Below are 21,618 nucleotides of genomic sequence, written 5' to 3'. Positions count from 1 at the left end.
GCATGCTCACGGTTAAGGACGTGCATCTGCACTATGGTGCGGCAATCGCTCTGCGTGGGGTTTCGTTAGAAGCAAAGCCGGGTGCGGTAACCTGCTTGCTGGGCCGTAACGGGGTAGGCAAAACCAGCCTGATACGTGCTGTTACCGGCATGCACGCAGTTAGTGATGGTCGGATTGAGTGGGAAGGGGAGGATATTACCAAACTGCCCGCCTATGACCGCGCCAAGCGAGGCATAGCAACTGTGCCACAAGGCCGTGATATTTTCCCGCTTTTGAGTGTGCGCGAAAATTTGGAAACGGGTTTTGGCTTGCTGCCCCGTAGCCAACGGAAAGTGCCTGATGAAATATTTGACCTCTTTCCGGTTCTGGCAAAAATGCTGGACCGGCGTGGGGGGGACTTGTCTGGTGGCCAGCAGCAGCAACTCGCTATTGCACGTGCTTTGGTTATCAAGCCGCGCTTGTTGGTACTTGATGAACCCACAGAGGGTATTCAGCCCAGTATCATCAAAGACATTGGCGCTATTATTGCCATGCTGCGCGACAAAGGGGACATGGCCATTTTGTTGGTTGAGCAATATTTTGATTTTGCATTTGAACTGGCAGATAGCATTGCCGTGCTTGATCGTGGGCGGGTTGTGTTAAGCGGGCAAGCATGTGACTTTGCGGCAGAGGATGTTCACGCCCATATCACCATTTAATGCGGCTTAAGTGTAGCATCAGGCCGCCACCAGAGTAGCAATGCCCCCATTAAGCAGGTTTTCACAAAAAGCGAGCAGCCACTTTGCTGCTAAACCCGAGCAGCTCCTATGTGGCGTGGTACTGCTTGCTAATATCGGGGCATGGGTTTGGGCGGCCTGCCTGCTGGGCACATCTCCACTTTTATTGGGCACAGCGGGGTTGGCGTGGGTTTTCGGGCTACGGCACGGGCTAGATGCAGACCATATTGTTGCGATTGATACAGTAACCCGCAAACTTATGCTCTCTGGTCGGCCCGCATCACGCGTAGGGCTATTTTTTTCGCTCGGGCACTCCAGCGTGGTCATAGCCGCGACCCTGCTTCTGGCATTGCTGCCGGTGCGGGGTGTGTTGGAGCAGTGGCACCTTATTGGTGGGGTGCTAGGAACTGTCGTTTCTGGCGCATTTATGGGGCTTACAGTCATTGCCAATATCGGAATGGCTGCGCAACAATGGCGTGCGCTTAAGCAACACCAGAAATCCCCGGCCTTGGGAACGGTAGGTACAGTGTGTTCCCCTGTTGGATGGGTAGTGCGTCCCTTTTTTAGTCTCATAGGGCGTGCATGGCACATGTATCCCCTAGGGTTTGTATTTGGCCTTGGTTTTGATACGGCCAGTGAAATCAGCCTGCTAGGCATGACAACATTACAGGCAGCTCAAGGGGTAGGAGTACTTGGTGTTTTAAGTCTGCCACTTTTGTTTACGTCTGCCATGGCTTTGGTTGATACGTTAGACACAGTGGTCATGTGTCGTGTGTATGCGTGGCGTGGACAGGCTGAGGGCAGGCGGGCTATTTATAATTTAGGTATTACGCTTATCTCGCTAATGGCCGCAGCAGCAGTCGCTGTGGTGGAACTGGGGCCGCTTATCTGGGGCGATGGCTCTTTGGGAGCTGTCTCTAAAAGCATCGACTTTATAAGCGAACATTTCTCAGCCGTAGGCGGATTTATTTTGGCGGTTTTTTTAACTTTATGGGCAATGGCGCGATTTTTACAGACAAAAGTCCCAAGCTAGATCCGATTTTTTGGCGTTTTGTATATCACGATAAAACAGATGTAACTTGAGAGGGGAGTGCTCCAAGTTTTTTGGCAGCCTATCAGTTTGAAAAATCGTGGGCGGAGATCAAAGTGATCGAGATGGAAATGGTTAAGTCCTACGTAAGTTTTAGCAATTATATTGAAAATTGCCCAAAGCACTGCCGCGATTAGAAAAACCCAAGAAATAGTCTGGTATTAACCTCTCATCGCTAATGAGGGATTGTTTTAATCCTTTAGTCATTGCTCTGACCACCGATAATATATACCCCATGGTCTGACACTAAACCGTGGCACCTCCGCTTGTTGCCAACCATTACCGCATCAGATCATCAGCGAAGCGCCGCAGAAGCGTCCGCAATTGGTCGAGGTCTTCGTCTGTCCAGTCGACAAGTATACGGTTGGCCAGCCTTTCGCGGGCCCTATTCAGCACACGGACCATTTCTTGCCCTTTCCCGGTTATTCTCGCTTCGCGAACGCGTTTGTCGGTGGCAGAGGGGTGGCGCTCGATAAGCCCTTGTTCTTCCAGCTTGCTCATCTGTCGGCTTATGGTCGTATGATCACGCCCCGTCCTGTCCGCGAGATCAACTACGCCGATGGGACCGTAACGCCATACCCGCGCAAGGAGGGGAAACAGGGCCCGATCCAGTGGAATGCCCGCTTCTTCGATCAAACGGTCATCGCGCCGTGGCCGGTTAATTTCATCCACCAGATCAATCATTGCGGCATGCAGCCCACGCAGGATTTCCGGATCGTGTGTATTATTCACGTTTCTTGTTGCCTTTAACGTCTCTTCGATATACGTGAATATTACACATTGATTCGCGGAGTTGCCAGTGTCTTTCGATACAGACGTCCTGATCTCGGGTGCGGGGGCCGCAGGCCTGACACTTGCCATTGACCTTGCTCGACGCGGGGTTTCATTTCAACTGATCGAGCAGAATATGCAGCCTTTCAGCGGATCTCGCGGAAAAGGTATCCAGCCTCGGACGATGGAGATTTTCGAGGACCTCTGCTTTGTCGATCGTGTAGCCGCAGCAGGCGGACGCTATCCGCCGCTGTGCCAGTATCGTCCTGATGGAGCCCACAAGCTGTCCCTTCTGACAGAGGCAGAAGTCTTCCCGACAGCAGAAGAGCCCTATGCTGCGCCGCGAATGCTGCCGCAGTTCGCAACTGAAGCGGTCATGCGGGAGCGGCTGGCCGAACTGGGCCATTATCCTCGCTTTGGCACACGACTGACCGGATTTGAACAGGACCCTCACGGTGTCACGGCAACGGTAGAACAGGACGCCAGCCAACAGGTTATCCGCGCCCGGTTTCTTGTCGGAACCGATGGTGGTCGGAGCTTTGTGCGCCATGCTTTGGCGATTGATTTTCCGGGAGAAGCACTGGGTGTGCGTGCGATCGTTGCCGATGTGCGGCTGGAAGGTCTTGATCGGTCCGCTTGGCATCGTTTCCAACTCGGTTCACCAGCAACACAGATTATGATCTGCCCGCTGGCGGGCACAGATCTGTTTCAGGTTCAGGCACCCGTGGCGCTTGACGGAGAGATTGATTTGTCTGCTGCCGGACTAACCGCGCTTATCGGAGACCGAACTGGCAGAAGGGATATTACTGTTTGCTCGGTATCGTGGTCCTCGGTCTATGCAATGAGTGCCCGTCTGGCTGATCGCTATCGGGTCGGGCGCGTCTTCATTGCAGGAGACGCCGCGCATGTTCACCCGCCAACCGGTGGTCAGGGTCTTAATACCAGCGTTCAGGATGCCTATAATCTCGGCTGGAAGTTGGCAGCCGTACTCGCGGGTGCGCCGGAAGCGCTGCTCGACAGCTATGAGGCGGAGCGCCGACCGATCGCGTCAAACATGCTGCGTCTCTCCACGCGGCTGCTCGGGGAAGCAAAGCAGGGCACCATGCGGCGCGACCGCGAGGCACGTCAACTCGACCTTGGCTATCGCGGTTCATCGTTGAACGCGCCTGGTTCGATGGGTGGCAAAGTGCAGGCGGGTGATCGCGCCCCTGATGCACCGTGTCGTGGGCAGGCCGGGCAACCGACACGACTGTTCGCGGTTTTTCAGGGGCCACACTGGACGTTGCTCGGCTACCAGCCGCACAACCGGCCCTCTCCCATCGCGGGCACCCGGATCGTCACTATCGGTGAGGGACAAGAACTCGTCGATGATAAGGGTCATATCGTCGCAGCGTACGGGATCGACCCTGGTCAGTGGGTGCTCGTGCGTCCTGACGGCTATATTGCCGGAATATTTCTCTCTGAAGGACTGGAGGCGCAGCTTTCGTGCTATCTCGCACGCATACTGCCGCCTAGCCTTGCAGGTAACCGCCGAATGAATGCCGAATGATGCACTAATTTAAAGCGTTTCGCGATGTGGCGCGTGGGGAAAATGCCATTTTATCGAAGTATGGTTGCACTAGAGGTGCTGTGTGATTGAGGCGCCTCTCTTTCTCATGAAACGGCTTTTTGGCTTCTGAGTAGTGCTGCGGCATCAGCTCTTCTGATTGTTGAAGATGATATCTTTGCAGATTTTGAAACAGCATTCCCGAAAGATTTTTTCGTTCTCTTAAAGCTCTGTTTGCAGGAACATCGTCAAGCAAGACCGCGACGAGTGGGCTGTAATTCAAATCAAGGCGTCATATGCCTACTTTCAGGTTTGTAACGGCTTGTTTTTGATACCTCTTAAGAGGTCAGAAGCAGAAATGCCGCGCCCACTTCGGAGGTATACTACACATCAAGCAACAAGCGAGCCACTGTGCCTGCGTGGGCGCTCGGACCAGGTGGCGCGAAGGCTTGCCCCGCGACAAATACCCCTTCCATCAGTAGGACAAGACCCGCGGTCAGTGCCTCTGGATCACGCACGTCCAGAAGTCTGACGCGGGAGGCAATCCAGTCGGCCATCGCCTGCTTTAGTCGCGCTGCTTCCCGGCGCACAGGATGGTCGCGATCGGGGAACTCCAGAATTGCGTTTGTTAATCCACACCCCCGATAGGCTGGGCGAGACGCCCGTTCAGCCATACCGTCAAAATAGGCAAGGATCTGACCGCGCGGATCGTCAGGAAAATCGGCTTCGGCCTCCTCAAAGCGCGTACGACAACTGTGGTAGAACTCATCAAGGTAGACCGCAGCCAGCCCGTCTTTGGATTCATAAGCACGGTAAAGCGACGGTTTGGTGACGCCCGCGTTCTGCACAATTTCCTCTACGCCAACGCCGCGTATCCCATTGTTATAGAACAGTTCGCGTGCTGAGTTCCGGATGCGTTCGGCAGCGCTTATGCCGGGGGTAGGGCGCTTCATGCCATAGTTTCCTCTTGGCGATGTTACCGATCGGTACCTACGCTGAGTGAGTTGTAACTTACTGGTTAGTCATATGAGCAGAAACCTTCGTATCCGCAAGGGTGCCGTCTTTGTTGTGGTCGTCGTGCTCACCTTTCTCTCCTTGCTGGTGTCGGCGGGTGTGCGTGCCACGCCGGGCGTGCTGATGATGCCCTTGCAAATGGAGCTTGGGTGGAGCCGGGCCACAGTTTCGGCGGTCGCTGCATTCGGTATTTTCCTCTATGGTTTCGTAGGACCGTTCTCGGCGGCTCTCATGCAGTCAATCGGTATCCGGCGCACGCTGGTTGGGGCACTCCTGCTGATTGGTGCGTCCTCCGGGCTTTCACTGTTTATGACAGCACCGTGGCAATTCTTCCTGACATGGGGGCTGCTAACCGGTCTTGGCACTGGGGCCGTTGCAATGGTGTTGGGCGCTACGGTCGTCAATCGCTGGTTTGTGGCGCGTCGTGGCACGGTCATGGGTTTGCTCGCGGCCAGCACGGCGACAGGGTCGCTGCTATTCCTGCCTCTGCTGGCCTCCCTCGCACAGACACATGGCTGGCGGGGCCCGGTTGTTGCTGTGACGGTTGTCTGTCTGGCTCTTGTACCGCTTGTCGCACTATTCCTGCCTGAGCACCCGGAGCGTATGGGGTTGCTGCCACATGGGGCGCAGGAGGGGTATATTCCGCCTCCACGCCTAATGCGCCATCCGCTACATATCGCGGTGTCGGCGCTGCGTGAGGCTATGGTGACACGGGATTTCTGGCTGCTGTTTCTGACGTTCTTTGTGTGTGGCTTTACGACAAACGGACTGATTGGCACGCATTTCATCGCGATCTGCGCAGATCACGGTATAGGTGAGGTTCCGGCGGCAGGGTATCTCGCGCTCATGGGGGGCTTTGATCTGTTCGGGACAACTGCCTCAGGCTGGCTTACTGACCGGATGGATGCGCGGCGGCTGCTTTTTGCCTATTATGGACTGCGCGGCCTGTCACTAATGGCGCTGCCATTCGTAGACTTCCACGGCACAAGTCTGACGCTATTTGGTGTATTTTACGGGCTGGACTGGATTGCAACTGTGCCACCGACTTTGCGTCTCGCCAATGCCGCTTTTGGCGAGGCGCGTGCGCCGGTTGTATTTGGATGGATCGTGTTCGGCCATCAAATTGGCGCGGCGGTTGCGGCATCGCTCGCGGGTGTGCTGCGCCAAACACAGGGAAGCTATCGTGACATGCTGGTGATGGCCGGGATAGCGGGGTTAATTGCAGCGCTGATGGCACTGCGGATCGGGCGGTCCTCGGCGCAGGGCATAGCCTTGAGTGCGGAGTGAGGGGAGGCGATGCACGATTGATGACCGCGTTCGATCTTTGTCACGACGATGGGGGAGAGGTTCAGGCTCTGGTATAAAGGCGTTGCAAGTCGCGACTTCGCCCATAAAGTTCTGCGTATCATCTGGGTCACCCAGCCCAATGTAATGAAGCGTTCAGCCCACGCATGTAAGCCTTTTGCAAAATGGCGCATAGCAGAGAAAAATTGCGGTTCTTTCTGCGTGGAGCGGAAAGTGTGTGGCCTTATCTAAAAAATTCATAAGAAATATAATGGAAGTCCCGGGCTCGATATTTTGTGAATCTGGTAAAAGGCGGAGACGAGTGGTCCCTCAGAGTATGACCCAGAAATGCTATGTTTTGTCTTCAGTCCCAGATCGTGCTGCTGAACCAAGGCGTGAGATCAAGAGTGTTGCGACAATAAGCTGCAAGGGCCTAAGGCGCAGGAAAAAGCGCGGTAGACGATTTTGCCGGGCTAAAAAGAGATCACCACCAAGGGTGAGCAGCATTCCGGCGGGCGCAAGCGTCCACGCCGTGCGAGAAGGCACGAGAGCAAGGCTGAGGCCACCAAAATGCATGGTCAGGAAAATAAGCGGGTCAGACAGGCGCGGACCTTCGGGGCTGTAAAAGCTTGCGCCGCGGTGAACTCCAGCAAAGAAACAGAAAAGGCCAGCAACCCAGATGCGCGCAATACGAAAAATTAGGGACTGGGTGTTACGAGATGTGAGGCGGGCAGCGACCAGAAGCACCGCAAGCATTAGAATGGCAAGCCACCCTAAAATGCCCCCTTCGAGAGGAGTATGCTCGGCCTTTGCTTCTTCACCTTTGTAAAGCCGTGGCGTCATGCCTTGGAGCTTTCGCTCTTTTCAAGAGATGGGAATACGCCCGAGAGCATTCCAAGAACCATTGCAAAATAGATGATAGCCATATCCCTACGTGAAAAGACGAGTTCCCAGCCTGGGGTAAAGCGCTTTGGTGGCGCCTTGTAATCTATCAGGCAGGATACAGGCCCAAGTGCGGCTGTCGCTAGTAAAGCACGCGTCATTTTGGGTGTGCGTCCCAAAGCTTTATCATAGAACCAGCTCCAGAATAGAACGGCGGCTGTATTTGTCGCTATACCTGTAAAAGAGTGGGCAACATTCAGCTTATGCACGTCAGCAGCCTTGTTGCCGTAAAGCCAGTGTGCGGTACAGTTTACGCCCGGACCATACGAACCGGTCCTGAGACGGCTAAGGGCGAGGGCCGCTCCCGTAGAGGTAAGAGCGCCGCCGACCGTAATCCTGAGGATGCGCGCAATCATAAGGATACCACTTTCTGTCATGTCTTGGGCGGCAGCCAAGAGACTGCCGAATGCTCTTTTGAACGTGTGAAGCGGCGTGGAGGTTTTCTAAGGCCAAATAATTTATGCGGTAAAAAAGAACTTGGAAAAACTGGGTCTTTAAAACTCTGAAGAATGAGAAAAAATCCCTCAAAAGAAAAACATATTCTCCGGGCTGCCAAAATCTTTTAGGGCAACCCGGAGAAGACAACGATTTTTTCAATCTTTCTCCAAGCACAGATGGTTACGTCATCTCGTTTCAAACAAAACGTGCGTCTTTAGATGCTGGGTGACAAATGAGTTTGAAGATGTGTTTCCAGCTTTTCCAGTGAAAGACCTTTTGTTTCTGGCAAAAAGCGCGCCACGAAACAGAACGATACAACATTGATGAGTGCAAAAACAAAAAACGTGTTCGGCCCAATAGCGTGCAGGAGAATAGGAAAGAGAAAGGCGACTGTCGCATTGAAAATCCACTGGCATGACACTGACAGGCCCGTCAGGACCCCGCGCACCCGCATTGGGAACAATTCAGACATCAACAGCCAGTAAAGTGGTGAGACCATCATCTGGATAAAAAGCAAAGCCAGAAGAATGAAGCCAAGCGCCATATAGCTTTCTATGGCTGTACCCTTCAGGAAAAGCAGGGTTGCTCCAAGCCCTATATGGGCTAGGACCGCACCACATAGGCCGCTTAAAAGTGTAACCCTGCGCGGAAATTTCCCGATCATCCAGATCCCGGCGAAGGTTGCCCCTACGGCAACCAGACCATCCCCGATGGTGGCAATCAAGGCGGCTTCAGTTCCCAGACCAGTCTGGCGGAGAATAATTGGTGTAAAATACATAAACGCGTTTACACCGGTAAACTGAGCTGTAAAACCAAGGCTTACACCAATAAGCAGCAGACGTTTGATCCAGGTTTCTCCAAAGGCTTGGCGCCAGCCAATCTGTTCGGCATCATCATCCACCGCCGTATAGATCGCCCGCATTTCTTGTCGGACCTGCCTATCAGTAGAGCGAATAAGCTCAAGAACATGCTGCGCTTCTTCCGTGCGGCCTTTGCTGGCCAGCCAGCGGGGGGAACGAGGGACAAAGAAGAGGCCAACCCCAAGCAGGATGGCCGGGACTGCCGCAATCATCAGCATGGTGCGCCAGATGGACGGTGACTGGGAAAAATGCGCCAACCCTGCGTTGAGGGTGTAGGCAACCAGCTGGCCTGTCACAATCATCATTTCGTTCTGGCTGACCAGTCGTCCTCTACGGCCGGAAGGCGCCATTTCAGAAATGAACATAGGGACAAGAGCGGAGGCGCCCCCAACCGCAAAGCCAAGAATGGCACGCATGACAACCATTACGGTAACGGAAGGTGCCTGTGCTGTACCAATAGCCCCGATGACAAACACGACAGAGAGGGCCATCAGGCTGTCTCGGCGTCCAAAGCGGTCCGCCATAATCCCGCAGACCAAAGAACCGAACGCCGCGCCTAGTACCAGTGCTGAGGTTACCAGACCTTCTGTCAACGGTGTGAGGCCTAGACCACCCTCGGCAATGGGAAGTTGCATGAAGGGAAGGGCACCGGCAATAACGCCCGTGTCGTACCCGAAGGCCAGTGCTCCCATCGTGACGACTACGACAATTGTCGTGATAAGTCTGTCCGCCTCACTACGTTTTTTCATAATCCTCTTGCAGCAGCCCGATGACTGCGTTCCCTAAAAAGCAGTTATTTTTAATCTTCATCGGGTCTTGAGACCCAGATAGTAACATTCAGTGCGGGCTTCTGGTTCCCTAAATTTGACGGGAAGTTTCTGTTTTCTTTGGGAAATATTGCTCTGCAACGAAATGAAAATGATTATATGCTACAAGGCTGTCAAAGTTTGATCGGTGCGGAACCTACGCAATAAACGTATGCACACCCAAGGACGGATCTGTTTTTTCCTATAGAAATGCCCTGATAAAAGTTTCGAGTGTATCTGCATCCTCTACAGGTTTATCGCGGCGAATACGGGAAACGCGTGGGAAGCGCAGCGCAACGCCACTTTTATGACGTTTGGAATACTGGGCAGCGTCAAAAGCAATTTCCAGAACAAGGCCGTGAGCAACCTCCCGAACAGGACCAAAACGTTTGGTTGTATGATCGCGCACCCATTTATCCAGAAACTTAAGTTCCTCATCTGTAAAGCCTGAATAAGCTTTCCCAATAGGGACCAGTTCGCGCTTGCCCTCTACGGTGCGCCATAGGCCAAATGTATAGTCGGAGTAAAAGCTGCTGCGTTTTCCATGTCCGCGCTGGGCATACATCACCACAGCATCAACAGTCAGGGGGTCTCGCTTCCATTTCCACCAGGGGCCGCGTGGCCGCCCCGGAACGTAGGGGCTATCAGCTTTTTTCAGCATCAGCCCCTCAATTCCTTCACTGCGCGCTGCGTCCCGCAGTTTGGCAAGCTCCCCGAATTCAGAAAAGGGAATGAGTTCAGACACGGTCATTCTGGGCGGGTTCAAGCGTGCGAACCAGCTTTCCAGCCGCTCTCTTCGCGTGTCAAAAGGAAGGCTACGGAGGTCTTCTCCATCTTCAAACAGGATATCGTATAAACGAACACCAGCGGGCATGTCCCGCAGCATGGGTGCTGTAGGGGCTTTTCGGTTAAGGCGTTGCTGAAGATCAGAAAATGGCGCAACGCTGCTACCGTGCATGATCAAAAGTTCACCATCTAGGACCACACGACTGCCGAGGTCCTGCATGATTGCTAAAATATCGGGGAATGCTTTGCCGATATCTTCCGCCGTGCGGGTATAGACGCGCTCGCCGCCGGGGGTGGAAACCAGTTGGACACGGATACCATCCCATTTCCACTCTGCGCGCCAGTCAGCCGGGTCCAGAGTAGTCAGGTCAACATTTTCCAGTGGTTGAGCCAGCATTGGTGGCCGAAAGACTGGGGCGTCTTTTGCATCCGGCTTGGGAGCTTTTCCTTCGACCCATGCAAACAGCGCCTCATACGGCGGCTCTAGCCCATGCCAGACTTCCTCAATATCATCCGGGGAGATGGTGGCTATATTGGCAAGGGCCGTTTTAGCGAGCCGCGCCGAAGCGCCAACACGGAGTGACCCTGTGATAAGTTTGAGAAGCGCATAGCGGGATGATGCATCGCAGGCATCCAGCCATTCTCGGATCACACCAGGCACCTCTGCTTTTGGGAGGCGTTCCAGAGTGTGTACAACTTCAGAAAGACTGGGCGCTGGCATGTCAGTATGCTGCCCGGCATCCGGACACCAGATCAGGGCAACTGTTTCAGCAAGATCCCCCACATAATCGTACGAGAGAGCGAATAGCTCAGGGTCAATGCGCTCCATCGCAAGGGCGCGGAGCATGGCAGGTTTAACCGCAGCAAAGGACAAGCTGCCCGCCATTGCGGCGAGTGCATATCCCCTGTCCGGGTCAGGGGCCATGGTAAAATACTCTTTCAGCAGTGCCAGCTTCATAGTGCGTGACGGGGTAAAGGCCAAACGCTCCAGAAGTGTTGCAAATTCAATCATGCTGGCGCTCCGGTCGTTAGGTCTTCATCCTCGTCTTCGTAACCAATGAGCCGTAAGGCACGACCCTGAATTTGCATTTTGCCCAAGGCATGAATCAACGCGTCTTCCCGCCCGTGTGTAACCCATATTTCCTTTGCGCCCGTGGCCCGGCAGGTATCAAGCAGGGCGTCCCAGTCAGCATGGTCGCTGATGACAAGAGGGAGTTCGACCCCGCGCGCTTTCGCCCTCTGGCGTACATGCATCCAGCCTGATGCCAGACAGACAACAGGGTCGGGCAGGCGGCGTGCCCAGCGGTCCGCAATGGCGGAAGGGGGAGCCAGAACAATCCCGCCGCGCATCTCTCCTTTTTGTGCGACAGTCGCGGACCGCAACTCTCCAAGGGGAATACCCAGACTTTCGTATAGTCTGCACATGGGGAGAAGGGCACCATGTAGCCAGAGAGGATCGTGATACCCGGCATTCCGTAAAAGGGCGATCAGCCGCTGGCATTTACCAAGGGCGTAACAGCCCACCACATGGGTGCGCTCGGGAAAGAGACGCACGTCGTGCAGCAGTTTGCCAATTTCATGTGCTGGGTCAGGTAACCGAAAAACCGGCAGGCCGAATGTTGCTTCTGTTACGAACAGATCGCAGGGCACGACCTCAAATGGCACACATGTCGGGTCCGGGGCGCGTTTATAGTCGCCGCTGACCACGGCCCGCTGCCCGCGATACTCCATGACAACCTGCGCACTGCCCAGAACATGCCCCGCCGGCGCGAGCCAGAGTTGCATGTCCCCTACAGATGTAACCTGCCCATAGTGCAGAGGCTGCTGCGTATGACCGGCCCGACCTTCCCCCATCCGCAACTGCATAATGGCCAGTGTCTCCGGGGTGGCTGTCACATGCGTATGGTTGGGTCTGGCATGATCGGAATGGCCATGCGTGATGACGGCGTGCGCCACAGGCTGGAGGGGGTCGATATAAAATGCGCCGGGTGCACAAAATAGCCCTTCAGGTTTTAGTTCAAGCCAGTCCACCCGGTTGCCTCCATCCGTCATTCAGCATGTAGGGAAGAACCCCTCAGCCGCACATGCGTTCCTCAGATCATGAGCGAACATCTGCCGCAACGTTTCAAAGACTGGTTTTCCAGGCAAGGGTGGTCGCCCCGGCCACATCAGCTTGCCATGCTTGAGGCGGCGCAGCAGGGAAAGTCCACGCTGCTTATCGCCCCAACGGGCGGCGGCAAGACGCTGGCAGGCTTTTTGCCGAGCCTTATTGAACTGGCGCATGGTACATATTCGGGCTTACACACCCTGTATGTCAGCCCTTTGAAAGCACTTTCCACCAATATTGCCCAAAGTCTGGCGCGCCCAATAGCGGACATGCAGTTGCCTGTTCGTGCTGAGGTAAGAAGTGGGGACACCTCTGGCGCGCGCCGGAAAAGGCAACAGAAAAACCCACCGCATATCTTGCTGACAACACCAGAAAGTCTTGCGCTTCTGCTCTCCTACCCGGATGCCGCACAGTATTTTTCTAAACTGCGTGTCGTGATAATTGATGAAGTCCATGCACTGGCCGGTACCAAGCGTGGCGATCAGCTCGCTTTGTGTGCAAGACGCCTGCAACAGTTTTCGCCGCTGCTACGGGTTAGTGGTTTATCGGCCACGGTGGCGCATCCATCTGCCATGGCGGCCTGGGTTTCCCCTACAGGCAAGGCGTCTGGTGTCCGCCTCATTAAAGCAGAGGCCACGGTGCGCCCCGATGTGCATGTCCTTTTGCCAGACAAGCAAGGCTATCTCCCATGGGCGGGGCGTATGGGTCTTGGCAGTGCGACTGCTATTTTGACCGAGATTGCCCGAGCAAATCTGACCATCGTCTTTGTCAACAGCAGGGCGCAGGCAGAACTGCTCTTTCAGGCCTTGTGGAAACAGAACGGTGATAACTTGCCGATCGGTCTGCATCACGGCAGCCTTGAAGCAGCGCACCGGGCCAAGGTGGAGGAGGCGATGGCGCAGGGGACACTGAGGGCCGTTGTCGCGACATCCTCCCTTGATCTTGGGCTGGACTGGGGAGCTGTGGATCAGATTATTCAGGTAGGTGCACCCAAACAGATATCCCGTCTGACGCAGCGGATTGGCCGTGCTAATCACAGGATGGATGAACCGTCCCGTGCGTTACTGGCCCCCGCGAACCGGTTTGAAGTGCTGGAATGTGAAGCTGCCCGAAAAGCGGTGGTGAAGCACGAACTTGACGGAGAGCCACCACGCGCTGGCGCGTTGGATGTTCTGGCTCAGCATGTGATGGTTACTGCGTGCTCCGGCCCGTTTTCTCCGGATGCTCTCTATAAAGAAATCAAGCTCTGTGCCCCTTATAGCCAGCTTACACGCATGGATTTCGATAAAGTCATCCAGTTTGTGGAGGACGGCGGCTATGCCTTGCAAGCCTATGAGCGCCACCAGCGTCTTGTTCGGGATACAACAGGGCACCTCTGTGTGCGCACCGAACGAATAATCCGGCAGTTTCGCATGAATATTGGGACTATCGTTGATACGCCCATGTTGCGCGTTAAATCCCGCCGCGGAAAAACTTTTGGGGAAATAGACGAATATTTTGCCTCCATGCTTGTGCCGGGCGATACGTTTTTCCTGGGAGGAGAATTGCTGGAGTTTCTAGGCTTGCATGAAACCACGGTTCAAGCCGCACGTGGCCACGGCAAAGACCCGAGGGTGCCGGTCTACGGGGGGAACCAGCTTTCCATTTCGCCCGGTCTGGCAAGGCATGTCCGTGAAATCCTGCATGACCCTTCAAAATGGGGTGTACTGCCAAAATCGGTTCAGGAGTGGCTTGCGCTTCAGGCAAAGCGCTCGCGCTTGCCAGCACCGGAAAAACTTCTGGTCGAGACATTTCCCCATAAAGGCTGGCATTACATTGTGGCGTATCCTTTTGAAGGCCGAAATGCACATCAAACTCTTGGCCTTTTGCTGACAAAGATGCTTGAGGAAACCGGAAAAGGCCCTCTGGGCTTTGTCGCAAATGACTACATGATCGCCTGCTGGTGTGTTCATCCAACGGGGTCTATGGCCGAGTTGTTCAGTCAGGATCTTATGAAAAGCAATCTTACAGACTGGCTTTCTGAGAGTGCTATGCTGCGCCGGACATTTCGGGATGTTGCTATTATTGCCGGATTGATAGAACGAAACTATCCGGGACGCGAAAAAAACCGCCGCCAGATGACCGTAAGCAGTGACCTGCTTTACGATGTCCTTAGGAAATATGACCCAGAGCATATTCTTTTACAGGCTACCTGGCGACAGGCCCAGGAAGGCCTGACTGACCTTAAGCGCCTTTCAGATATGCTGGACCGCATTCAGGGTCAGATTGACCATGTGGATCTCTCGCACGTGTCACCTCTCGCGGTTCCGGTGCTGCTGGAACAGGGCAAAGAAAAAATACGGGGAGGTGAGGGGGAGGACTATCTTCTGGCAGAAGCAGATAAACTCTATGCGCTGGCAGAAAAAGCATGAAGTTTCGGGAGGTTATACTAGCCGGGCAGCACCTTTGGCTTCTACCGGGGGGCGCTGTTTTTCTACCGGAGGTAGGTACGCTTGTGGTGGCGGATCTGCATCTTGGAAAAGGAACGTCAGCCCGGTCGCGCGGCGTGCTATTGCCCCCGGGGGATACAATGGAAACTCTCGAAAAATTGTCAAAGCTGCTGGATAGTTACGCACCACAGCATCTGATAGCACTTGGTGACAGTTTCCATGATGGTCAGGCCGGTGACCGTTTTCTGGATGACGAGAAATCCAGACTTGAGGCGATAACATGCGCAGTGTCCACGGTGTGGGTGGCGGGCAACCATGATACACTCCCGGTTTCAGGTCTGTCCGGCTCATGGGTTGAAGAATGCCTTTTGGGCAATTTGATCCTTAGGCATATCCCTTCTGCGGCTATTCCTTCTGGTAAGGGAGAAGTGGCGGGCCACCTGCATCCCAAAATTAGAATGCGCATAAAAGGACACGCAATCAGTCGCCCGTGTTTTATGATCGGGCCAGACCGTATGATTTTACCAGCATTTGGGGCCTACACTGGCGGATTAAGCACAGTGAGCCAAGCCTTCGGGGATTTGTTCTCACGTCCCCCCTCTATTTATGTCTGGGGTGCTGACCAAATTTTCCGTGTGGAATAAAACTTAGGGGGTCGAGGATTATAGATAGTGCTTTGATAAAGTAATCCAATAACGAAAATTTTTTAGTAGTTCTATTTTATAATCCTAAATCATTTTAAATTATATGAGTGCGTGCTCGATCATATGGGTCGTTAGAATAGTGCATTTTCGTCAATTTATTACTGTGTCCTCATTGCACGAGGAGAGAATTGCTGTTCAAATGTCCCGGATAGCGTTCATGTCTACAACACTATCCGGAAATGACATTATGCTTGGCTCTTTTCCGACAAGGTTTCCAGGGCAGTAATAAAGGCCAAATGGGTTAGGCCCTGCGGGATATTTCCCAGCCAGGAAAGATCTTTTGGATCAACCATTTCAGACCAAATTCCAACCCCTCTATCCAGAGCTTTAACCAAATTGTCCAGTCTGCGCGCTGCGTCATCGTTCTGCCCGAGATGTGCTTTGGCTTCAGCAATCCAGAACGAGCAGGCCAGAAAACACCCTTCTTCTTTATCCACTTCGCTATAACGATAATGAAAAGGGCCAGCCCCTAATTCCCGATCAAGGGCCTCCATAGTCAGGCTCAAGCGTTCAGTTGCCGGATAGCGGAACTGCACAGCAAGCGCCAATGACGCATCCAACTTTTCACACCCAGGATACATGACATAGGCCTGTTGTTGGTCTGACCAACAATTTTCCTCAATCCACTGTTCAATTCTATCACGTTCACGCCCCCAGCGTTCACGACAGGTCGTTGGGAGCTGCCCACAATCAGCCAGCTCAACGGCTCGGGCAAGAGCCTGCCAGCAACTGATTTTTGAAGATGTGTAATGGTGGTTTTTAGGTAACTCCCATATCCCTGCATCTTTCTGACGCCAATTGTCAGCACATTCGTCTGCGAGGTGAGACAAAAGTTCAGCGCTACATGGGTCTAAGATGTTGCCTTTACTGACAAAACACCATGCCGTCCCAAATATGTCACCATAAATACCATGTTGATGCTGGCTGGCCGCTAGATTGCCCGTTACGACTGGTCGGCTATTCCTGTATCCGGCAAGATTGGTTTCATAAACTTCGTCAACCAGATCACCAGCCAAGGTGTAGCAAACGTGCGAACCGTGTTGCTGCAACCGCTCAAGAAGCCAGGTAAATGCAGCTTTTGCGTCAGCCTGTGCATTGATGGCGAGGAAGGCATTAATTGTGTAACCCGCATCCCTGACCCACGCATAACGATAGTCATAATTTTTGTTATTGCCGATTTTCTCAGGCAAAGATGTGGTGGCTGCGGCAGCAATAGCCCCTGACGGAGAAAAAAGAAGAAATTTGAGAGATAAGGCACTTCTCACAAAAGCATTTCTATAAATACCGTCATAAGAAATAATTTTTACCCATTCCTGCCACGCGTGATGGGAAATATCTATGCGTCCATCAATGTCGGCTATGGTGGGTACAACTAAAGGTTCACTCTGTCCCGCAACAATAGCCAGTAGTTTCCGCTCCCCTTCAGAAATCATGAAATGGCCGGAGATACCTTCATCAGAACTTTCTGAATTTATGCTCTCGCTATGAAGAAATAATCCCAAGACATCCTTGATATGAAAAACGGGAAAGTCCCCAATTTTTGAAAAATACGGGCTGGCAGTATCGTCTCTGGTACTAAAGAAGACAGAAAAGCGAAAAGAAATTTCACCACTTATTCCTTCTACGCGTCGTGCCAGTTCTGACCACGGCAGTCGGCCTGCATAACTACTGTTAAGGGATTCAGTCAGCTTTGCAGAACCAGATTGAGTGTGAAAAAATGTTACAAGAACATTGCTATCCTTAAGATAGTGTCTCTCGACTGAGAATGGATCAGTTGGTTGAATACTGAAGTACCCTCCTTTGTTCGCGTCCAGAAGACGGTCAAAAAGGGGAGGGGAGTCGAGGTTCGGCACACCCCACCAATCAATTGAGCCATCGGTTCCGCTTAATGCAACGGAGCGCCCATCTCCCAAAGCTCCATAATCTTCCAACGGCAAGTAGCCTGTCGTTCGTTGCGGGACGAGGCGGTCATCTTTCTGGCCGGAAGCTACTTTCGTCATGGGAAAACCTTATGGTGTATTAGAAAAACAGGATTACGCGCTTAGGTTTGTTACTGGTATTTCTGTGTTAACGCATGAAAGGGAAAATGTTTCTTCCGTAAAATATTTCTCACAAAAGAGGTATTCCCAGAAGTTTCATATTTATTTTCTTATTCTCTATCAAAAAATAATTAAATAGATGCAGTTATGGCAGATAACATAATCACATGAAACGTGCCCAACCCTTCATGCGTTGCGGTCTTCACAAGACATAAGGAACGGAAAAATGCAGAAAAAAACTGTAAAATACGCGGTTGTTGGCATGGGTCAGATCGCGCAGCAGGCTTTTATCCCCGGCCTTTCACGTGCGGATAATTCGGAGTTGGCCGCGTTTGTAAGTAGCGGCGGTGAAAAGTCAGATGCTCTGGAAAAACAGTATAATGTTCCCGGTTACAGATATGAAGACTTGGACCAGCTTATTGCGTCTCAAGATGTCGATGCATTTTACCTTGCCACACCTAACGAGCGGCATATCGAACATGCCGTCCCCATTCTGGAAGGAGGCAAACATCTGTTGATTGAAAAACCGATGGCGACAAGCATGGAGGAATGTGAAGCCATTCTCGCTGCGCAAAAGAAGGGTGGCGGCAAGCTCATGGTTGCATACCGGCTACATTTTGAGCCGGGCACGGTTGATTTGGTAGAGCGTGTCAAAAAGGGGCAGATTGGAGATCTTGTCTCGTTTAATTCTACTTTTTCACAAGACGTCAATCTCAATAATCATCGTGCAAAAGGCGGCTTTTGGGGCGGACCGGTTCCGGATATGGGAGCGTATCCGATCAATGTGATGTGTAATTTATTTGCGTCCGAGCCAGTAGAGGTTTCCGCGGTCGGTTTAAAGACTGACCCAGAACATTTTGAATTTGATGACCGCGTTTCTGTTACACTGCGTTTTTCCGATAATCGTCTAGCCCATTTTTTTGTCTCTTATTCCAGTGCGGGGCATGACAGTTTTACGCTGCTTGGCACCCAAGGGTCAGCACATGTCTCACCCTGCTACCAGTTTGGTGCATCTACCAGAATTAAAACGATCTTACAGACAAACCAAGCTCGAGAGTCCTTTGAATTTGAACCCGTAGAGCAATTTGGTGGTGAAATTTCTTATTTTTCCCAGTGTATTTTACATAATCGTGAACCCGGCCCTGATGGATGGGAAGGACTGCTAGATGTCAGAATTTTGACGGCGATTGAACAGTCTCTCTCATCCGGTCGGCCTGTGTCTCTCAACGCTGCGGAACGAGGCCGGCAAGGGTTGAAAAAAGATCAGGTTTTCACGTTACCCCCTGCACAAGTACCGGACGACGAGCAGCTTATAGGTGTGCAACCACTGGCCAAGTAAGAATAGAAAACTATCGCAATGAGGGTCTGCCTTTTTGCAGGAGAAATCAACAACGGAAGCAGATCTGCTGAGAAGATCCTTTCGGTTGGTTTGCTTGGGTAAAGAGGGTCTAGCCATTAAGGCGTTTTAGGCCATGGCTAGATAATTTTTGGTCGCCAGTGATATCGTTGTTCCTCATAAAGGACAGCTTTCTCAACAAAGTGACGGTGTTCTGGGTAGGGAGGTCGGGTTCCCAAGGTCCTGGACTGGCCTGACGGCAGTGAAATGTCGTCTTCCGTGAAAATGGTCTAGATCGGAGGTGTGAGGCTAGGGCCGTAGCTGCTTGTTGAGTAATTATAACTCTGCGTAGGTTTCCAGACACAGAACGCCCCGTCACTGCCAAAAAAGAGATTTTCCCCCTGCATGTTAGTGACCCATAACGCTGTCGCCCTTATTTTCTGTGTCAAAGAATGAAATCCCACGGCTTAGGATCACGCAGTTCATACTATTTTATGCTTGCAGAGCGGTAAGGTCAGGCTGGGCGTCTGATGCTAAATAGGGGCCTGCCGAATGGATCTGAAGAGCCATGATTGCAATAGCGTTAACCGGACGAGGGCCGAGAGGCAGCAGCGCGTTACCATTTGTCCAGCGCATCATGCCATCTTCAACATTATTCCATCCAGAAAGGTTTGCGTCGTTTAGATGCAACGTTACTGTTTTCGTTGCATGTCCTTCGAAGAGCTGAACAGCCCCAACTAATACACCAAGCACCCGGCGGTCATCCATAAACGGGCCAATAGTATCGTATGGTCGGCTGGCACGAGAGACAATCTGAACGGTTTCAATGCCGGTTGGGATTATGAACAGGGTACGATCATTTTCTTTTCGTATGGGGTACAGAATGCTGCCAGTCTGGGTGACAAGGTGTAAACCAGTATTGTCTGTGAGACGCTGCTCGCAGGGTTGGTATGCATGGTCTAGGGTTTCAGCACGAGAAGTGAGTTTCTGAAACAGGGGCTCCACAAAAAAACGCGATGTGTTGAGCGGCGCAGCAGCCTCTTCCCAGCTTAGATGACGATGTGCCCCTATTGAGACAACCGAACCATTCTGACGGAATGCAGAACGGTTTCCCGTATCGAGATAGCTTTCAGTCATGACGCCATCTGCCATAATGACTGAGTGCTTTTCTGTCTCGATATGATAATACGTGTAAGAGGTTATGCTTTTATCGAAAAAAATCGAACGCCCATTGACAAGCATACGCACCGGGACGAACTGTCCATCAAGAAATAGACAATGCTCAGGTGTAATGAGCATATCCTTGTAAGGTATGCCCCCAGCAATCGCGTCCTTGAGCAGACGTACTGGATAACCAGCCTGATCGTCCGGAAGATGTGACCGGACAACGGTATGAGAGTACCCCACCCACGTCACGCGCCTTACGGCACCATTAATAGTGTTATCATAATAGACAGCAACCACATCACCAATTTGAATGTCTTCGATGGGTGTGTCTCCTTTGGAGGTGCGTATCAGGCTTCCTTTGCAGAAACATGCGGCATCGGACACTTGCAAAGTGACGCTATTTTTTCCGTAAGTTTCTCCAAAAACCTGCGAGCCACCACTGCCTGCAATGACGGTGTCTGACAGATTGGGTAGAGCAAAATTGCTCCGGCCATCGCCTCCATATGTTATCCCTAAGAGTGCAAAGAGGTGCGTATGGTCGGAAATAGACAACAAGGCACCGTTTGCGAGCACCCAACCTTGAGGGATGGTGGACGCTACTCCTGCATATGCACGAACTTCGCCTATAACAGCTTGGCCCTTGCTGGCAGAATAGGGGGGAGCACCATCAATGCAGATAATATAATTCAGCGCGAGGCCCGGCGCACGATTATCAAAAGAAGACCCTTGACCTCCATCAGTCACCGGAGCGTTTGCGTCACTCAGTGACACTGTTTTTTGGCCCACGATGCTCCCAAGAGATACGGTGTTGGATGAGCCAATAATGCTACGGCCACGCAGATCGGGTAATGCAAATGTTGCCACTCCGTCTCCGCCGTAAGTGGTGCGGAGTAGCGAGAATAATTCAGGGAACAGAGCAATTTTTAGGAGTTGCCCTTGAGCGGGAATAAACTGGTCTCCTGCCATGGTCGGCTCTAATCCGGCAAAGGCAACCACCTCTCCCATAAATCCCCCTGCCGACGGAGCATGCTTCACACGAATAAGATAGTTCACACTGAGGGACGGCTGTGCGTTATCAATTGACTGGCTTGTCCCTCCCAGTGCTGGCGGTAGCTGAGCCTGCGTAAGAGTTGTCGCGTTTTCACCAGTCGTATGCCCGATGTCGGTGTAGCTTGTGGCAGTGTAGGGTTGAGCTCCGATTGCTACCTTTCCTGAAAAATCTGGAAGAGCAAAGTTTCCGGCGTCGTGCTTGCCGTATGCAGTCAGCAGCAGGGAAAACAGTCTTAAATTGTCAGAGAGATACAGCAACTGTCCTTCACTGCTTAGCGTATCAGGCGTAAGGAAATGATCAAAAGCAAAGCTTCGGATGATTCCCAAAGGCATGACCGAAGAATTTCCTGTTGCCGGATCGATATCATTTACGACAATCACCTGCCTCAACACTATAGTTTTCTGGGTGTTGTCAAAAGATCCGATACTCATATGGATACATACCTTTCACGCTAAAGATGAATAAAAAGAAGAAATTATTATATAAAAACGACAATTACTTATTTTAAAATTACAAAAATTAAAAATAAGTA

16 protein-coding genes are annotated in these 21,618 nt (G+C 52.4%); 7 read left to right on the top strand and 9 right to left on the bottom strand.

From position 1 onward, the window contains the following. Window positions 1-2: 2 nt before the first annotated feature. Window positions 3-698: an urea ABC transporter ATP-binding subunit UrtE gene (gene urtE, locus Abci_RS00600; protein WP_048837234.1), complete on the top strand. Its 696-nt coding sequence runs from the start codon at window positions 3-5 to the stop codon at window positions 696-698. Between the two features lie 115 nt (window positions 699-813). After that, window positions 814-1,749 (top strand): HoxN/HupN/NixA family nickel/cobalt transporter, encoded by a 936-nt coding sequence (locus Abci_RS00595; protein WP_158319757.1) that lies wholly within the window; start codon window positions 814-816, stop codon window positions 1,747-1,749. A gap of 336 nt (window positions 1,750-2,085) precedes the next feature. Here Abci_RS00595 and Abci_RS00590 read toward each other — a convergent pair whose 3' ends face one another. Next, window positions 2,086-2,538, bottom strand: coding sequence for a MarR family winged helix-turn-helix transcriptional regulator (locus Abci_RS00590; RefSeq protein ID WP_084597450.1), 453 nt, complete (start codon window positions 2,536-2,538; stop codon window positions 2,086-2,088). 67 nt (window positions 2,539-2,605) lie between these two features. Between Abci_RS00590 and Abci_RS00585 the strand changes: the two genes are divergently transcribed. Further along, window positions 2,606-4,126 (top strand): FAD-dependent oxidoreductase, encoded by a 1,521-nt coding sequence (locus tag Abci_RS00585; protein WP_048837195.1) that lies wholly within the window; start codon window positions 2,606-2,608, stop codon window positions 4,124-4,126. Between the two features lie 380 nt (window positions 4,127-4,506). Here the strand turns inward: Abci_RS00585 and Abci_RS00580 are convergent, their stop codons facing one another. Then, complete coding sequence (locus Abci_RS00580) at window positions 4,507-5,076, bottom strand: TetR/AcrR family transcriptional regulator (protein WP_048837194.1); 570 nt, start codon at window positions 5,074-5,076, stop codon at window positions 4,507-4,509. A 73-nt stretch (window positions 5,077-5,149) separates the two neighbouring features. Here Abci_RS00580 and Abci_RS00575 point away from each other — a divergent pair, with 73 nt between their 5' ends. Beyond that, window positions 5,150-6,424: an MFS transporter gene (locus Abci_RS00575; RefSeq protein ID WP_048837193.1), complete on the top strand. Its 1,275-nt coding sequence runs from the start codon at window positions 5,150-5,152 to the stop codon at window positions 6,422-6,424. 348 nt (window positions 6,425-6,772) lie between these two features. Here Abci_RS00575 and Abci_RS00570 read toward each other — a convergent pair whose 3' ends face one another. The 5 genes from Abci_RS00570 to Abci_RS00550 form a co-directional block, all read right to left on the bottom strand. Continuing rightward, the gene (locus tag Abci_RS00570) at window positions 6,773-7,264 is read right to left on the bottom strand and encodes a hypothetical protein (protein ID WP_048837192.1); all 492 of its coding nucleotides are present in this window, start codon (window positions 7,262-7,264) and stop codon (window positions 6,773-6,775) included. Then, window positions 7,261-7,758 carry a hypothetical protein gene (locus Abci_RS00565; RefSeq protein ID WP_244877535.1) on the bottom strand — a complete coding sequence of 166 codons (498 nt, stop codon included), beginning with the start codon at window positions 7,756-7,758 and terminating at the stop codon, window positions 7,261-7,263. The genes Abci_RS00570 and Abci_RS00565 overlap by 4 nt, the downstream gene beginning before the upstream one ends. Before the next feature lie 257 nt (window positions 7,759-8,015). Next, window positions 8,016-9,410 (bottom strand): sugar porter family MFS transporter, encoded by a 1,395-nt coding sequence (locus Abci_RS00560; RefSeq protein WP_048837191.1) that lies wholly within the window; start codon window positions 9,408-9,410, stop codon window positions 8,016-8,018. Between the two features lie 259 nt (window positions 9,411-9,669). Further along, window positions 9,670-11,265, bottom strand: coding sequence for a cisplatin damage response ATP-dependent DNA ligase (locus Abci_RS00555; protein ID WP_048837190.1), 1,596 nt, complete (start codon window positions 11,263-11,265; stop codon window positions 9,670-9,672). Further along, window positions 11,262-12,305, bottom strand: coding sequence for a ligase-associated DNA damage response exonuclease (locus Abci_RS00550; protein ID WP_048837189.1), 1,044 nt, complete (start codon window positions 12,303-12,305; stop codon window positions 11,262-11,264). The genes Abci_RS00555 and Abci_RS00550 overlap by 4 nt, the downstream gene beginning before the upstream one ends. A gap of 48 nt (window positions 12,306-12,353) precedes the next feature. Between Abci_RS00550 and Abci_RS00545 the strand changes: the two genes are divergently transcribed. Together Abci_RS00545 and pdeM are read left to right on the top strand one after the other, a co-directional pair. Next, window positions 12,354-14,771 (top strand): ligase-associated DNA damage response DEXH box helicase, encoded by a 2,418-nt coding sequence (locus Abci_RS00545; RefSeq protein ID WP_048837188.1) that lies wholly within the window; start codon window positions 12,354-12,356, stop codon window positions 14,769-14,771. Further along, complete coding sequence (gene pdeM, locus Abci_RS00540) at window positions 14,768-15,433, top strand: ligase-associated DNA damage response endonuclease PdeM (protein ID WP_048837187.1); 666 nt, start codon at window positions 14,768-14,770, stop codon at window positions 15,431-15,433. The genes Abci_RS00545 and pdeM overlap by 4 nt, the downstream gene beginning before the upstream one ends. 245 nt (window positions 15,434-15,678) lie before the next feature. Here pdeM and Abci_RS00535 read toward each other — a convergent pair whose 3' ends face one another. Next, window positions 15,679-17,424 carry a glycoside hydrolase family 15 protein gene (locus Abci_RS00535; protein WP_244877534.1) on the bottom strand — a complete coding sequence of 582 codons (1,746 nt, stop codon included), beginning with the start codon at window positions 17,422-17,424 and terminating at the stop codon, window positions 15,679-15,681. A gap of 334 nt (window positions 17,425-17,758) precedes the next feature. Between Abci_RS00535 and Abci_RS00530 the strand changes: the two genes are divergently transcribed. Further along, the gene (locus Abci_RS00530) at window positions 17,759-18,871 is read left to right on the top strand and encodes a Gfo/Idh/MocA family protein (protein WP_048837184.1); all 1,113 of its coding nucleotides are present in this window, start codon (window positions 17,759-17,761) and stop codon (window positions 18,869-18,871) included. 489 nt (window positions 18,872-19,360) lie between these two features. Here Abci_RS00530 and Abci_RS00525 read toward each other — a convergent pair whose 3' ends face one another. Beyond that, the gene (locus tag Abci_RS00525; RefSeq protein WP_084597449.1) at window positions 19,361-21,517 is read right to left on the bottom strand and encodes a tail fiber protein; all 2,157 of its coding nucleotides are present in this window, start codon (window positions 21,515-21,517) and stop codon (window positions 19,361-19,363) included. Window positions 21,518-21,618 lie beyond the last annotated feature (101 nt).

Source organism: Acetobacter cibinongensis, assembly GCF_000963925.1.
Classification (GTDB): Bacteria; Pseudomonadota; Alphaproteobacteria; order Acetobacterales; family Acetobacteraceae; genus Acetobacter; species Acetobacter cibinongensis.
The sequence above is the reverse complement of the archived record's forward strand: the minus strand, read 5'-3'. Positions and strand labels throughout refer to the sequence as shown.

Excerpts from the sequence above, each read along its gene's own strand:
- Abci_RS00545 (WP_048837188.1), top strand. The coding sequence starts at position 12,354 with ATGAGCGAACATCTGCCGCAACGTTTCAAAGACTGGTTTTCCAGGCAA.
- Abci_RS00570 (WP_048837192.1), bottom strand. The coding sequence starts at position 7,264 with ATGACGCCACGGCTTTACAAAGGTGAAGAAGCAAAGGCCGAGCATACT.
- Abci_RS00580 (WP_048837194.1), bottom strand. The coding sequence starts at position 5,076 with ATGAAGCGCCCTACCCCCGGCATAAGCGCTGCCGAACGCATCCGGAAC.
- Abci_RS00575 (WP_048837193.1), top strand. The coding sequence starts at position 5,150 with ATGAGCAGAAACCTTCGTATCCGCAAGGGTGCCGTCTTTGTTGTGGTC.
- Abci_RS00560 (WP_048837191.1), bottom strand. The coding sequence starts at position 9,410 with ATGAAAAAACGTAGTGAGGCGGACAGACTTATCACGACAATTGTCGTA.
- Abci_RS00525 (WP_084597449.1), bottom strand. The coding sequence starts at position 21,517 with ATGAGTATCGGATCTTTTGACAACACCCAGAAAACTATAGTGTTGAGG.
- urtE (WP_048837234.1), top strand. The coding sequence starts at position 3 with ATGCTCACGGTTAAGGACGTGCATCTGCACTATGGTGCGGCAATCGCT.
- Abci_RS00550 (WP_048837189.1), bottom strand. The coding sequence starts at position 12,305 with ATGACGGATGGAGGCAACCGGGTGGACTGGCTTGAACTAAAACCTGAA.
- pdeM (WP_048837187.1), top strand. The coding sequence starts at position 14,768 with ATGAAGTTTCGGGAGGTTATACTAGCCGGGCAGCACCTTTGGCTTCTA.
- Abci_RS00555 (WP_048837190.1), bottom strand. The coding sequence starts at position 11,265 with ATGATTGAATTTGCAACACTTCTGGAGCGTTTGGCCTTTACCCCGTCA.
- Abci_RS00530 (WP_048837184.1), top strand. The coding sequence starts at position 17,759 with ATGCAGAAAAAAACTGTAAAATACGCGGTTGTTGGCATGGGTCAGATC.